The sequence below is a fragment of the Luteimicrobium album genome (genome assembly GCF_030161555.1).
Lineage (GTDB): Bacteria > Actinomycetota > Actinomycetes > Actinomycetales > Cellulomonadaceae > Luteimicrobium > Luteimicrobium album.
The window spans coordinates 2,657,551-2,670,345 of sequence record NZ_BSUK01000001.1 but is presented as its reverse complement, the minus strand read 5'-3'; the positions used below and the strand labels follow the sequence as shown (position 1 = coordinate 2,670,345).

The 12,795-nt window shown below is 72.6% G+C and carries 8 protein-coding genes and 6 pseudogenes; 4 read left to right on the top strand and 10 right to left on the bottom strand.

All coding sequences use genetic code 11. From position 1 onward, the window contains the following. Positions 1–51: 51 nt before the first annotated feature. From QQK45_RS13760 to QQK45_RS23275, 4 genes and pseudogenes are all read right to left on the bottom strand, one after another. Positions 52–837 (bottom strand): hypothetical protein, encoded by a 786-nt coding sequence (locus tag QQK45_RS13760; protein WP_284293729.1) that lies wholly within the window; start codon positions 835–837, stop codon positions 52–54. Between the two features lie 179 nt (positions 838–1,016). Further along, a pseudogene (locus QQK45_RS23280) lies at positions 1,017–1,586 on the bottom strand (glycosyltransferase family 2 protein); the annotation flags it as partial. A gap of 245 nt (positions 1,587–1,831) precedes the next feature. Next, positions 1,832–3,334, bottom strand: coding sequence for a glycosyltransferase family 2 protein (locus QQK45_RS13750; protein ID WP_284293727.1), 1,503 nt, complete (start codon positions 3,332–3,334; stop codon positions 1,832–1,834). Next, complete coding sequence (locus QQK45_RS23275) at positions 3,331–4,329, bottom strand: alpha/beta fold hydrolase (RefSeq protein WP_431310277.1); 999 nt, start codon at positions 4,327–4,329, stop codon at positions 3,331–3,333. The genes QQK45_RS13750 and QQK45_RS23275 overlap by 4 nt, the downstream gene beginning before the upstream one ends. Before the next feature lie 147 nt (positions 4,330–4,476). Between QQK45_RS23275 and QQK45_RS22385 the strand changes: the two are divergent. The 3 genes and pseudogenes from QQK45_RS22385 to QQK45_RS22375 all read left to right on the top strand — a co-directional run. Next, a pseudogene (locus QQK45_RS22385) lies at positions 4,477–4,881 on the top strand (sugar nucleotidyltransferase); the annotation flags it as partial. After that, positions 4,866–5,057 (top strand): annotated as a pseudogene (locus tag QQK45_RS22380) (sugar phosphate nucleotidyltransferase); the annotation flags it as partial. The pseudogenes QQK45_RS22385 and QQK45_RS22380, both read left to right, overlap by 16 nt. 122 nt (positions 5,058–5,179) lie before the next feature. After that, positions 5,180–5,350, top strand: coding sequence for a hypothetical protein (locus QQK45_RS22375; RefSeq protein WP_348525388.1), 171 nt, complete (start codon positions 5,180–5,182; stop codon positions 5,348–5,350). A 42-nt stretch (positions 5,351–5,392) separates the two neighbouring features. Here QQK45_RS22375 and rfbD read toward each other — a convergent pair. Beyond that, positions 5,393–6,209 (bottom strand): annotated as a pseudogene (rfbD, locus tag QQK45_RS13735) (dTDP-4-dehydrorhamnose reductase). 63 nt (positions 6,210–6,272) lie between these two features. On the opposite strand from rfbD, the pseudogene QQK45_RS13730 reads away from it, so the two are divergent. Next, a pseudogene (locus tag QQK45_RS13730) lies at positions 6,273–6,880 on the top strand (dTDP-4-dehydrorhamnose 3,5-epimerase family protein); the annotation flags it as partial. A 280-nt stretch (positions 6,881–7,160) separates the two neighbouring features. On the opposite strand, the gene QQK45_RS13725 reads toward QQK45_RS13730, so the two are convergent. From QQK45_RS13725 to QQK45_RS13705, 5 genes and pseudogenes are all read right to left on the bottom strand, one after another. After that, positions 7,161–8,537 carry a hypothetical protein gene (locus QQK45_RS13725; protein WP_284293725.1) on the bottom strand — a complete coding sequence of 459 codons (1,377 nt, stop codon included), beginning with the start codon at positions 8,535–8,537 and terminating at the stop codon, positions 7,161–7,163. Positions 8,538–8,662: 125 nt separating this feature from the next. Further along, positions 8,663–9,678 (bottom strand): annotated as a pseudogene (rfbB, locus tag QQK45_RS13720) (dTDP-glucose 4,6-dehydratase). A 16-nt stretch (positions 9,679–9,694) separates the two neighbouring features. Then, a complete protein-coding gene (glf, locus tag QQK45_RS13715; RefSeq protein WP_284293724.1) occupies positions 9,695–10,870 on the bottom strand; it encodes a UDP-galactopyranose mutase in 1,176 nt (391 codons plus the stop codon). Continuing rightward, a complete protein-coding gene (locus tag QQK45_RS13710; protein ID WP_284293723.1) occupies positions 10,860–11,774 on the bottom strand; it encodes a glycosyltransferase in 915 nt (304 codons plus the stop codon). Before QQK45_RS13710 ends, glf begins: the two co-directional genes overlap by 11 nt. Further along, entirely contained in the window at positions 11,771–12,775 is a 1,005-nt protein-coding gene (locus QQK45_RS13705; RefSeq protein WP_284293722.1) for a glycosyltransferase, read from the bottom strand. The genes QQK45_RS13710 and QQK45_RS13705 overlap by 4 nt, the downstream gene beginning before the upstream one ends. Positions 12,776–12,795: the final 20 nt, after the last annotated feature.

Here is a 12,795-nt window from a genome sequence, read left to right as displayed (position 1 = left end):
GACGTCATGACCGCAGAGTCTAGTGGCCGCGGCCGCACCCTCCGGCCCCGCTCATGCGTCGAAGCGTCCCCGCCAGGCCTCGATCGACGACGACGCCGGGAGAGCGCGCGCGTACGCCCGCCGGAGCGCGCCCCACCGCACCGCGGCCCGCGCGTGCAGGAGCAGGATGCGTGCGAGTGCCCGCCGGGCCCGCCGGGGATCGCGCACGAGCGGCGCGGACCCGTCGTCGAACACGACGGCGTCACGCCCGAGCCCGTCGGTCCAGCCGAACGCGCTCGGGCCCGCGAGCGCCGCCACGGACGACCCGCCTCCGGTTGCCGCGGGGCGCACGAGCCCGACGACGGCGCGCAGGGCAGCCTTGCGGGCCGGGACGGGCGTCCCTCCGGCGGCCGGCCGCGCCGACGGTGTCGGCAGCGCGACCACGGGTGTCTGCGGGGCGTCGTCGAGCAGGGCCTGTGCGCGGGGCCGCACCGAGGTGAGGTCGTCGTCGAGCCAGCCGGGGCCGTCGAGCGCTTCGGCCAGCGCGGCGTTCCACAGCTCGGCGGTCGCGTACTGGAGGCTGAGGACGTGCTTGACCTGGTGGACGAACGAGTCGGCCAGGACACCGCGCCCGCCCCCGTAGGCGGCCGCCGTGGCGATCCGGTTGCGATGCAGCGGCCACGACGACCAGGACGAGCTCGTCCCCTTCGTCGCCCACGTGGGGTGATGGACCGCGAACCCCGGCAGCGTCCGGACCGTGTAGCCGGTGCGCCCGGCGCGGAGCCCGTACTCGGCGTCGTCCCACTTGAGGAAGTAGGGCGCGGCGAGGCCGAGGTCGGAAGTCGCGCCGGCGGGCACCACACAGCCCCACCAGCCCCCGTACTCGGCGCGGTCGTCGGGCCGCGTGAAGCTCCACGTCTCCGGGGTGCCGGGGCCGACGTCGACGCCGCCGTGGTCGCCGTCGACCCCGTCCGTCGGGCCCCAGCGGAACGGGCCGCGCGCGACCCCTCGGCGAGCGCCTGCAGACGGGTGGGGGCGGCCGCGTCGAGCAGACCGGTCCCGAAGAACGTCCGGGGCGCGAGCGCAACGAGCGCCGTGAGCCGGCGCAGCGTCTCGGGGTGGGTCTGGGCGTCGTCGTCGTGGAGGAAGACGGGGTCGTCCGGCCATCGGGTGCCGGCCTCGAGCAGGCCGCGCGAGTAGCCGCCGGAGCCGCCGAGGTTCGCCTGCTCGACGAGCAGGACCCGTTCCCCGGCTGCCGCGAGCGCCTCGCGGGCTCCGGGATGGGCGGCGAGGGTGCCGCCCTGGTCGATCAGGACCACGCGCCCAGCGACGCCCGCGAGCGCCGGCGCGGTGAGGCGGGCGAGCTGGGCGAGGGCGTCGTCCTCGGCGCGGAAGGTCGGGACGACGACGGTCAGCGGCCGGATCGTCGCGTCGCTGTCGACGGACCACTCGGCGGCGTCGAGCCTGCCGTCGCTCGCGCCCGCGGTGAGCTCGAGCCAGCACCAGTCGATGTCGGCCGCCGGGACGTCGAGCGTCCACGGCGAGCCGTCGGACAGCTCGGTGCGCGCCAGCTCACGCCGCTCGCCGCCGTGGGAGGCGTGGGCCACGAGACGTCCCCGTCCTTGGACGGTGAGCCGCACCGTGCGAGTCCCCAGGCTCGCCCACCAGCCGACGGGCGCCGCGTTGTGCCACGTCCCGAGATCGAGAGTGTCGCCACCTGCGACGGCGAGCCCGCCCTCGCCCGGGGCGAGCTCCGCAGGACCGCGCCAGAACAAGGGAAGGCGGGCGACGTCGTCGTCGGGGCCGGGGAGGGCGAGGCGCTGCAGCGCAAGAGGTGACGGCACCGGACGATTCAACCATCCGCGTCGGGCCGGGCCTCACGGCCGCGCACGCGAACCGCGAGGGTCCCAGCCGCGGTGCGGTAGGGCGTCACCTCGACCGTCCCGACGGGACGAACCGTCCCAGCCACGTCGGTCGCGAGGGTGTCGTCGGGCACCGACAGCCGTCGCGAGAACGACCGACCGAGCATCGCGAGCTGGAGGCGCACGTCCCAGATCCCGGGGTCGAGGGGGCGCCCGAAGGCAGCATGCGGCGGGTCGACCTCCGCGACGAGCCGCACGACGGCGCCGCCCCGCTCGGGCGCGACGTCGATCCGCGTGTCGACGGGCCACTCGGTGCCGACCTCCCGGTCACGCACCGTGACCTCGCCGGTGGGCCGGTCGACGTCGAGCACGCGCAGGTCGAACGTGCCGTCGTCGGGTAGGCCTGGCACCGACCAGCGCTCGCCGCCCAGGGGGTCGACGACGCGCCGGCCCGGGAACACCATGCGCACGGTCGCCTCGACGCGGAGCGTGCCCGCGCTGGTCCAGCTCGCCGAGACGAGCGCGTCCTTCGCGTGCGCCCGGGTGCGGAGCTCCTGCACGGCCCGGTATGCCTGCTCGTCGCGACGTCGCAGGGCCTGGAGCTGGCCACGGCGGACGAGCGGCTGCCGGTCGTCGAGACGCGCCGGGACGGCGTCGTCGACCCACTGCGCGGTCGCAGCCAGCTCCTCCGCCTGCCGCTCGGGCGAGTGCTTGAGCCAGCTCGCGATGAACGGACGCGTGAACGCCTGCCCGGTCGCGGCGATCTTCAGGGCATCGCTCACGTCGGGCGGACCGCCGAGCGTGTCGACGAGGTTCATCGCCTCCGCGAAGTAGCCCCAGTACTCGGCGGGGACGGTGGGTCGCGACGAATTGTTGCCTCGGTGCTTGATCCACCGGTAGCACGGGTAGGACGCGAGGACGGACACCCGCGGCGACGCGGCGAACACCTGGCCCATCACGTGGTAGTCCTCGAGCCGGACCGGGCCCTCCGGGAACCGGATGGCGTGGTCGAGCAGGAAGCTCCGCCGGAAGAGCTTGTGGACCGTCCGGGACAGGGTCACGCCGTCGCGGACGAGATCGGCGACCTCGACGTCGCGACGCCACAGCGGCCAGTACGGCGTGTTGGCACCGGACTGCACGACCTTGCCCATGACGACGTCCGAGTCGTTGCGCTCCGCCATGGCGCACGTGCGCTCGAGCGCCTCGGGGAACAGCTCGTCGTCCTGGTCGGAGAAGAAGACGTAGCGCCCGCGGGCGTGGCGCACCCCCACGTTGCGGGGACGCCCCGGCCAGCCCGACGCCGGGATCTGGTGCACCTGGACGTTGCGGTGCTCGCGGGCGATCCGGGCCAGACGGTCCGGTGTGTCGTCCGTCGACCCGTCGTCGACGAATACGACCTCGTACTGGTCATCCGGGAGCGACTGGGCCCAGAGGGACGCACACAGGTCGTCGAACCCGACCGACGGGTTGTGCAACGGCACCACCACGCTCACGAGCGGCTCACGTCGGACCCACGGCACGCGCACCCCTGGCCTCCCCTCGTTCCGCTCTTCTCCCACCAGAGCACGCGCCCGCGCCACCCGCCAGACGGCGGCGCGGGCGTCACGAAGTCCTCACCGTACGGGCACACCGTACGGGCGCGCAGCGCCCGCGCCGGGACAGCCCCGCTCAGCGTGCCAGGAAGGTTCAGCAGCGCCTCGTCGGCCTCGTCCGGCCTTCGGGGATCGGCACCACCTCGAGATCCGCGATCAGGTGCTCGTCCCTGAGCCGCGCGGCCGTCGACGCGAAGGCTAGGATCCCCTCCGCCTCGCCGCGGATCACCAGCGTGGGGACGCCGAGCTTCGGTAGGTCGCCCCGGAAGTCCGTCATCCACGTCTCGAAGCAGGCGTACGTCGCGCACGCGGACGGGCCCGCTGCGACCTGGAACGACGCCCGCAGCACGGCGTCGCCGATCCGCTCGGGCGCGAGGACGTCGGTGTTGTAGAAGTCCACGAAGAACGCGTCGAAGTAGGCGTGGAGGTCCTTGGCGATCGCACCCTTGATGCCCTCGAAGGCCTCGCCGGGAACGCCCTGCGGGTTCTCGGCGGTCTGCAGCAGGAACGGCGAGATGACGCCGATCAGCACGGCCTCGGCGACGCCCGCCGTGCCGTAGGTCCCCGAGGTACCGCGTGACCTCGCCCGTGCCCATCGAGAACCCGGCCAGGACGACCTCCTCGTCGAGGGCGAGGTGGTCGAGCAGCGCCTTGAGGTCGGCGGCGAACGTGTCGTAGTCGTAGCCGACCGTCGGCTGGGACGACCCACCGAAGCCGCGCCGGTCGTAGGTGATCACGCGGTAGCCCGCCGCCAGCAGGGCCGTCTCCTGGCGTTCCCACGAGGCGCCGCTCAGCGGGTAGCCGTGGACCAGCACGACGGGACGTCCCGCGCCGTGGTCGGTGTAGCGGAGCTGGATCTCGGTGCCGTTCTCGGTGCCGACGGTGACGAAAGGCATGGTTCTTCTCGCTCTCGGTGCGGGGTGGTCCGTGACTCCACCCTCGCCGCGCGCGTCCCTCCGGCGCGCCCGTACCCCTCCCTGGTCGATGCCCTGGCGGGAGCGCGTCGCCCTGGCCGCAGACACGACAGCGTGTTGAATGGGCGCATGCGCGGCATCATCCTCGCCGGCGGCTCCGGCACTCGCCTGCACCCCATCACCCTGGGCACGAGCAAGCAGCTCGTCCCGGTGTGGGACAAGCCGATGATCTACTACCCGCTCTCGACGCTGATCCTCGCGGGGATCCGGGATGTGCTCGTCATCACGACGCCGCACGACGCGCCGCAGTTCGAGCGGCTGCTCGGCGACGGCTCGCAGTTCGGGATCTCGATCACCTATGCGGTCCAGCCCGAGCCGAACGGGCTCGCGCAGGCGTTCGTGCTGGGTGCGGACTTCGTCGGCAGCGACCACGTCGCGCTCGTGCTCGGCGACAACATCTTCTACGGCCCCGGGCTCGGGGGCAGCTCCTGCGCTTCGAGTCGATCGACGGCGGAGCGGTGTTCGCGTACCGGGTCCAGGACCCGACGGCGTACGGCGTGGTCGCGTTCGACGACGCCGGCAAGGCCCTCTCTATCGAGGAAAAGCCGGCGCATCCGCGGTCGAGCTTCGCGGTGCCCGGCCTGTACTTCTACGACAACGACGTGGTCGCGATCGCCCGGGACCTCGAGCCGTCGGCGCGCGGCGAGTACGAGATCACCGACGTGAACCGTCACTACCTGTCCGCCGGACGGCTGCACGTCGAGGTGCTCCCCGTGGCACGGCGTGGCTCGACACCGGGACGTTCGCGTCGCTCCTCGAGGCCAGCGACTATGTGCGGGCCATCGAGAACCGCCAGGGCCTTAAGATCGGCTGCCCCGAGGAGGTCGCCTGGCGTCGTGGGTTCCTCAGCGACGACGAGCTCCGCGCGCGCGCGGAGCCCCTCGTGAAGTCCGGCTACGGCACCTACCTCCTGCGCCTGCTCGAGACCGAGTCCGCGACGTAGTACGGCTGCCGGTATACCTCGCGCGGTATACCGGCGGCCGTACTACTTCGCGAGGACCGCGGGGGCCGCCTCGGCCCAGCGCTCGCGCCAGTCGCCGATCGGCTCGACGCCGACCCGCCGCAGCGCGTCGTGCCCCAGCACGGAGTAGGCCGGGCGGGGGCGGGGCGGACGAACGCCTCGGACGTCGTCGGGCGCACCGCCTCCGGGTCGCGGCCCACCGACGCGACCGCGGCGCGCGCGAAGTCGAACCACGTGGCGTCCCCCGACGACGTCGCGTGGTAGATCCCGCCGGGCGCCTCGGCGGCGACGAGCCGGACCGCGAGGTCCGCGACGTCACGCGTCCAGGTGGGCTGCCCGCGCTGGTCGACGACGACGTCCACGCCCCCGCGCTCGCGCGCCACCCGCACGATGGTCTTGGGGAAGTTGCCGCCGCCGGCCCCGTAGAGCCAGGCCGTGCGGAGCACGAGATGGTCGAGGCTCGCGGCGAGCACGGCCCACTCTCCTGCGGCCTTGGTCCGCCCGTAGGCCGAGCGGGGGCAACGGGCGCGTCCTCGGCGTACGGAGCGTCGGCGTCGCCGGCGAAGACGTAGTCCGTCGACGGGTGCACGAGCCGGGCAGCCCCAGCGGCCGCTGCCCGCGCGAGGTTCGCGGCCCCGACCGCGTTCACCGTGAAGGCGTCGGCCTCGTGCTCCTCCGCGGCGTCCACGGCGGTGTACGCGGCCCCGTTCACGACGACGTCCGCGCCGTCGAGCGCGTCGCGGCAGGCGGCGGCGTCGGTCACGTCGAGCTCGGCGCGCGTCAGCGGGACGACGTCGTGTCCGGCCACGCGAGCCGCAGCGACGACGTCCTGCCCGAGCATGCCGGCCGCGCCGACCACGATCCACCGCACGATCCCGAGGCTACCCGGCCGTAGGCTCGGCCTGTGGATGTCCGAGAGCTCTCCGTCCCCGGCGCCTTCGAGGTGACCCCCAGCAGTTCGGCGACCCCCGAGGCGTCTTCCTCGAGTGGTTCAAGGACGCGCCCTTCACGGCTACCGCCGGGCATCGGTTCGACCTGCAGCAGGCCAACCTCTCGGTGTCGGCCGCGGGCGTCGTGCGGGGCATCCACTTCGCCGACGTCCCGCCCAGCCAGGCCAAGTACGTGACGTGTGCCAAGGGAGCGGTGCTCGACGTCGTCGTCGACATCCGGGTCGGCTCGCCCACGTTCGGCCGGTGGGACTCCGTGCTGCTCGACGACGTCGACCGGCGCGCGATCTACCTGTCCGAGGGCCTGGGGCACGCGTTCATGTCGCTCGAGGACGACTCGACGGTGCTCTACCTGTGCTCGGCGCCCTACGCTCCCGGCCGGGAGCACGGCATCCACCCGCTGGACCCGGAGGTCGGCGTCGCGTGGCCGACGACCGCACGCGACGGCAGCCCGCTGACACCGCTCCTCTCGGACAAGGACGAGGCGGCACCGACGCTCGTCGAGGCGCGGGAGCAGGGCCTGCTCCCCCGGCTCGAGGACGTCGAGGCGTTCGTCGTGACCCTCCCTGACCTCGAGCCTCAGCCCACGATCACGTGCGCGCTCGTGGCCGATGTTCCCACCTTGTCCGACGCCACGACGACCCTGAACACGCGGCTGCCGTTGGTCGAGCGCGTGACAGTGAACGTCGACCTGCCGACCGCGCCGACAGCGGCCTTCGGCGTCTTGGTCGAGCGCGTTCGCCAGCCATGCGCCGTCAGCTCCTGCAGGCGCATCGACCCGGAAGGGTAGGACGTCGCCGTGATCGTGACGCGCCGGGTGTGAGCCACCGCCTTCTTCGAGACCTTCACGCGACGCTCGGTCCGCACGCTCCACGATGACGAGGTCGAAGCGAGGAAGCTGGTGTCGCCGACGACGACGGCACGGTAGACCGTCGAGGCGTACTGCCGGGTCGCGAACGTCGCGCAGCCGGTGCCCCCGAGGTCGTTTTCGACGTCACGGTCTTCCAGGTTTTCGCACCGCCGACTCTGCGCTGCAGGCGCACGCCGGCCTTGACCATCGTGCTGCCGCTGCGGACGCACACCTGGAGCCGCTCGGTCGCACCGCGTGGCACAGGCCCAAAGCTGCCACCGGATAGGTCGGCGAGGGTGGTACGGGTGGGCACACGCGGCACGGTGACGGTCCGACTGGCCGACGACGGTTGGAGCGTGCCGTTACCTGCGAACGCGACCGCTACCGTGTGGGCACCGCCCGGCAGCGAGAACCCCCAGCTCGACGTCTGGGACCACGGATAGGTGCTGAAGGTTGCCGCCTTGTGACCGTCGACGGAGACGACGAGCGGTACCTCGCCGACCTCTGGAGACGAACCGGCCGCGTTCCTCCCCGCTGTCAGGCCCGCCGTGACCTCCGCGTGGAGCCCACTCACCGTGAGGCCGGTGATCGTGAGGGTCGTCGGCGCCCTTTCGTCCTTGACCGGCTGGGGTGCGTCGGTCGAAGCCCCGGGATAGCCGACGTCGCCGTGGTAGACCGCCGTCAGGCTGTCGGTCGGACGCACGCCCGCGAGCGTGGTCGACCCGACGCTCTTCGCGCCCCATTCCGGAAAGGTGACGGAGGTGCCCGCGAGATCGACGTGGCCGACCACCGAGCCGTTCCGCAGGATGTCGACGGTCCCCGTCGGCGCGAGGACAGTCGCCCAGGGCAGGAAGGTGTGCTTCGCGTCGAACGTGGACACTGTCACCGTGGCTCGGACCGGCGTGTCGGCCGGCCCGCTGCTCGGGATCCACGCGCTGAGATCGACGTGGACGATCGGCACGGTGGTCGTCACAGTGACCGGAACCGACTGCACGGACTCCCCGTTGCCCGGGTCGTAGGTGAGATCCAGGTCGTTCGTGCTGCCGTACGCCGGGGCGGCGGCGTCCGCCCAGCTGTACCTGCCCGACGCGACGGTCGCGGTCGCGAGAACCACGCGGTCAGTCGGATCGCTCAGCAACACGCTGCCGGACGTCGCCGGGTCCCCGGTGGCGCACGTGGACACGGTGCCGCTGCCTGCGAACTGCCGCCCGTAGGACTTCGTCTGGGTGAACGTCACGACGTACGGCTGGGTGCACGTCTCCTGGACGGGGGCCGTGTCGTCGGCGACTGCCGCCGTCGGCACGACGACTGCGGGCGCAAGGACGCCCGCGACCAGGATGAGCAGGGAGGCGGCGAGGCGGCGGTTCCGCATGGTGCGATCTCCGAAGAAGAGGACCTGAACCACGCTGGACTGCGGGCCGCCCGGATCTTACATCCTGTGGGCAGCCGGGAGCTGCTCAACGGGCGGGGGCCGGTCCGGTGACGCGACGAAACCGCTCAGGCCTGGCCCGACGCGCGGTACTTGGCCTCCGTGGCTGCCTTGCGCGGCCTCCACCACGCCTCGTTGGCGCGGTACCAGTCGACGGTCGCCTCGAGGCCCTCGCGGAAGTCGGTGTACCGCGGCGTCCAGCCGAGCTCGGTGCGGAGCCGCGTGGAGTCGATCGCGTACCGCAGGTCGTGTCCGGCGCGGTCGGTGACGTGGTCGAAGTCGTCGGCGTCGCGGCCGAAGACCTCGAGCAGGGTCCGGACGACATCGAGGTTGGACTCTTCGCCGTCGGCCCCGATGAGGTAGGTCTCCCCGGCTTCCCGTCCTCGATGATCCGCCAGACGGCCGCGTTGTGGTCGTCGACGTGGATCCAGTCGCGCACGTTGAGGCCGGCGCCGTAGAGCTTGGGCCGGACGCCGTCGATGAGGTTGGTGATCTGGCGCGGGATGAACTTCTCGACGTGCTGGTACGGCCCGTAGTTGTTGGAGCAGTTCGAGATGGTCGCCTGCACGCCGAACGACCGCACCCAGGCGCGCACCAGCAGGTCGGAGCCGGCCTTGGTCGACGAGTACGGGGACGACGGGTTGTACGGCGTCTCCTCGGTGAACTTCCGGTCCGTGGCCGGGTCGGCCGGGTCGCGGAGCGGCAGGTCGCCGTAGACCTCGTCGGTCGAGATGTGGTGGTAGCGCACGCCGTGGCGGCGCACCGCCTCGAGCAGCGTGAACGTCCCCACGAGGTTCGTCCGCACGAACGGCGACGGGTCGGCGAGCGAGTTGTCGTTGTGCGACTCGGCCGCGAAGTGCACGACGATGTCCGCATCGGCCACGAGCCCGTCCACGAGCGCCGCGTCGGCGACGTCGCCCTGGACGAACGCGACGCCGGCCGAGACCGGTGCCAGCGAGGACAGGTCGCCCGCGTAGGTGAGCGCGTCGAGGACCGTGACCTCGGCACCCGGCCGCGTGCGCACGGTGTGGTGGACGAAGTTCGCGCCGATGAACCCGGCCCCGCCCGTGACCAGAACCTTCATGTCCCTCTGTTCTCCGTCAGACCCGCACGCGCGGTGCGAGCCTGTTGTCCACCATCGACAGCGCCGACCCGATGGCCATGTGCATGTCGAGATACTGGTAGGTGCCGAGCCGCCCGCCGAAGTACACGCCACGCTCGTCGTGCTCGCGCTCGGTGAGCCCACGGTACGCGAGGAGGCGCGCCCGGTCCGCCGGCGTGTTCACGGGGTAGTACGGCTCGTCCCCGCGATCCGCGAACCGCGAGAACTCGCGCATGATCACGGTCCGGTCGTCCGGGTACTCGCGCTCGGGGTGGAAGTGCCGGAACTCGTGGATCCGCGTGTACGGCACGGCGAGGTCCGCGTAGTTCATGACGGGCGTGCCCTGGAAGTCGCCGACGTCGAGCACCTCCTGCTCGAAGTCGAGCGTCCGCCAGCCGAGCTCGCCCTCGGCGTAGTCGAAGTACCGGTCGACCGGGCCCGTGTAGACGACGGGCACGTTCCCGACGACGGCGTCCTTGTGCACGGGCTGCGACGTGTCGAAGAAGTCCGTGTCGAGCCGCACCTCGATGCGCGGGTGGTCGGCGAGCCGCTCGAGCCACGCGGTGTACCCGTCGACGGGCAGGCCCTCGTGGGCGTCGTTGAAGTAGCGGTTGTCGTACGTGTACCGCACGGGCAGGCGCGAGATGACGCTCGCGGGCAGCTCGGTCGGGTCGGTCTGCCACTGCTTCGCGGTGTAGTCACGGATGAACGCCTCGTACAGCGGCCGCCCGATGAGGGACACGCCCTTCTCGTCGAGGTTCGCGGGCTCGCGCCCCGCGAGGACGGCGTCGAGCTCGGCGGCCTGCTCGCGCACGAGCGCTCGGGCGGCGTCGGGGCCGTAGGCCGACCGGAAGAACTGGTTGATCGTCCCGAGGTTGATCGGCATCGGGAAGACCTCGCCCCGGTACGTCGTGTACACGCGGTGCACGTAGCCCGTGAACGCCGTGAACCGGGTCGCGTACTCCCAGACCCGCTCGTTCGACGTGTGGAACAGGTGCGCGCCGTACCGGTGCACCTCGATGCCCGTGGTGGGCTCGTCCTCCGAGTAGGCGTTCCCGCCGATGTGGGAGCGCCGCTCGACGACGAGCACGCGTGCGCCGTGCTCGTTCGCCATGCGCTCCGCGACGGTCAGGCCGAAGAAGCCCGATCCGACGACGACCAGATCAACGTCCACCCGTGGCCTCCTGGGCTCCTTCGACGCCCTCGGAGGGCTCCTTGACGATCAGCGTGCGGTAGGCGGCCTTGCGGAGCGCCTCGGGGACGAGACGGTAGCCCCCGCGAACGACGACGTTGCGAACGTACTGCGATCTGCTGGTGAACCCCTCGTCGCGCAGGGTGCGCTGGAGCCGCAGCTCGGAGCGCAGGAGCCGCGTGCCGCCGCGCCGCGCGTACGCACCCGCCCCGACCCGGTACAGCACGAGCGGCTCGGGGACGTTCGCGACCTGCGCACCGGCCGCGATCATCCGCGCGAACAGCAGGTAGTCCTCCATGAGGTCGAGCGTCTCGTACCCGCCCGCGCCCCGGACCGCCGACCGCCGGTACACCACCGACGGGTGGTTGAACGGGTCGTGGAAGCGCGAGTAGCGCTCGATCTCCTCGGGCGTCGTGGGCGGGGTGCGCGTGCGACCCCACTCCGCCTCGTCCTCCTCGATCTCGACGATCGCCGACCCGACCAGGTCGTAGCCCGCGGTCACCAGGGGCACCTGCACCGCGAACCGGTGCGGCAGCGACACGTCGTCCGCGTCGACGCGCGCCACGATCTCGTGGTCGCAGTGGTCGAGGCCGACCTCCAACGCGGCCGCGAGGCCGACGTTCTGCGGCAGCTCGACGAGGTCCACGTCGACCCCGGGGGTCGACGCGAGCTTCTCGAGCAGCTTCTGCAGCTTGGGCCGCACCGGCCCGTCCCGGACGACCACGACCTGCGTCGGCGGGAGCGTCTGCTCGCGCGTCGCGGACTCGAAGGCGCGCCGGACGAACCGGCGCTTGTCGCCGTCGTACACGGGCATGAGGACGGTGAACGGCTCCGTGTCGAGCGGCGCGAGGCCGTCCGGGCCGAGGTCCTCGCGGGCGACGGTCATGCGCGCCCTCCGGCGACCGGCCGCCCCGCAGCGGCCTCGACCGCGCGGGCCTCCGCCTCGACCGGGCCCAGGCCCTCGAGGACGGCGTCCGCGGGCCGCGGGGCGCTCGCGACGCCGTCGCGCAGGCCCTTCCAGCCGGACGCGAGCAGCGTCCGGCGGTCCTGCGAGCGTGCGACGGTTCGCCCCCACCGGACCAGGGTCGACGCGCCGTATGCGGCCGTGTCCACGGGCCCCAACGCGCGCGACCGCGAGAACATCCAGACCTTGTTGCGGACCTCGTTGTAGAACCGGGGACCCGGGTCGACGTCGGTGCCCGCGAACTTCGCCGTCCGGTGCTCGACGACGCTCGCCGGCACGTACAGGCCCGGCCGGTGGCGCAGCAGGCGGGTGGAGAACTCGAAGTCGTCGTTCCAGATGAAGTAGTCGGCGGCGGGCAGACCGTCCTCGCGCACCGCCCGCGCGTCGACGAGCATCGACACGAACGAGCTCGACCGCACCGGCACCGCGCCCGCGACGTGGGCCCGCCGGACCTCGTCCTGGTCGGCGCGCGGGCGGCGCCGCGGCGTGTTCATGGGGTGCTCGCGCCCGTCCGTCCACACGGCCTTCGAGCCCGCGACCGCGACCGGCTCCCCGCCCGCCGCCTCGAACGCGTCGCGCGCCACGAGGAGCTCCGCGAGCGCCGTCGGCGTGGGGATCGTGTCGTCGTCCATGAGCCAGACCAGGTCCGCCGGGGCGGCCCCGTCCGACGGCGCCACGGCGTGCGCGAGCCCGGCCGCGAAGCCGCCCGCGCCGCCCGTGTTGCGGGCCAGCGCGAGCACCTCGGGCGCGCTGGGGTGCTCGCGGGCGATCGTCAGCGAGTCGTCCGTGGACGCGTTGTCGACGACGACGACGTGGTCGAGCGGGCGGGTCTGGGCCGCGATCGCGTCGAGGGCCGCGGCGAGCAGGTCCCGCCGGTTGTACGCGACCACGACGGCGACGACACGGGCAGGCACGGCTTCCACGCAGCTCCTCAGGACCGGAC

Bases quoted from the DNA above. Each gene is read 5' to 3' on its own strand.
- QQK45_RS13725 (WP_284293725.1), bottom strand. From the start codon at position 8,537: ATGCGGAACCGCCGCCTCGCCGCCTCCCTGCTCATCCTGGTCGCGGGC.
- QQK45_RS23275 (WP_431310277.1), bottom strand. From the start codon at position 4,329: ATGCCTTTCGTCACCGTCGGCACCGAGAACGGCACCGAGATCCAGCTC.
- QQK45_RS13710 (WP_284293723.1), bottom strand. From the start codon at position 11,774: ATGACCGTCGCCCGCGAGGACCTCGGCCCGGACGGCCTCGCGCCGCTC.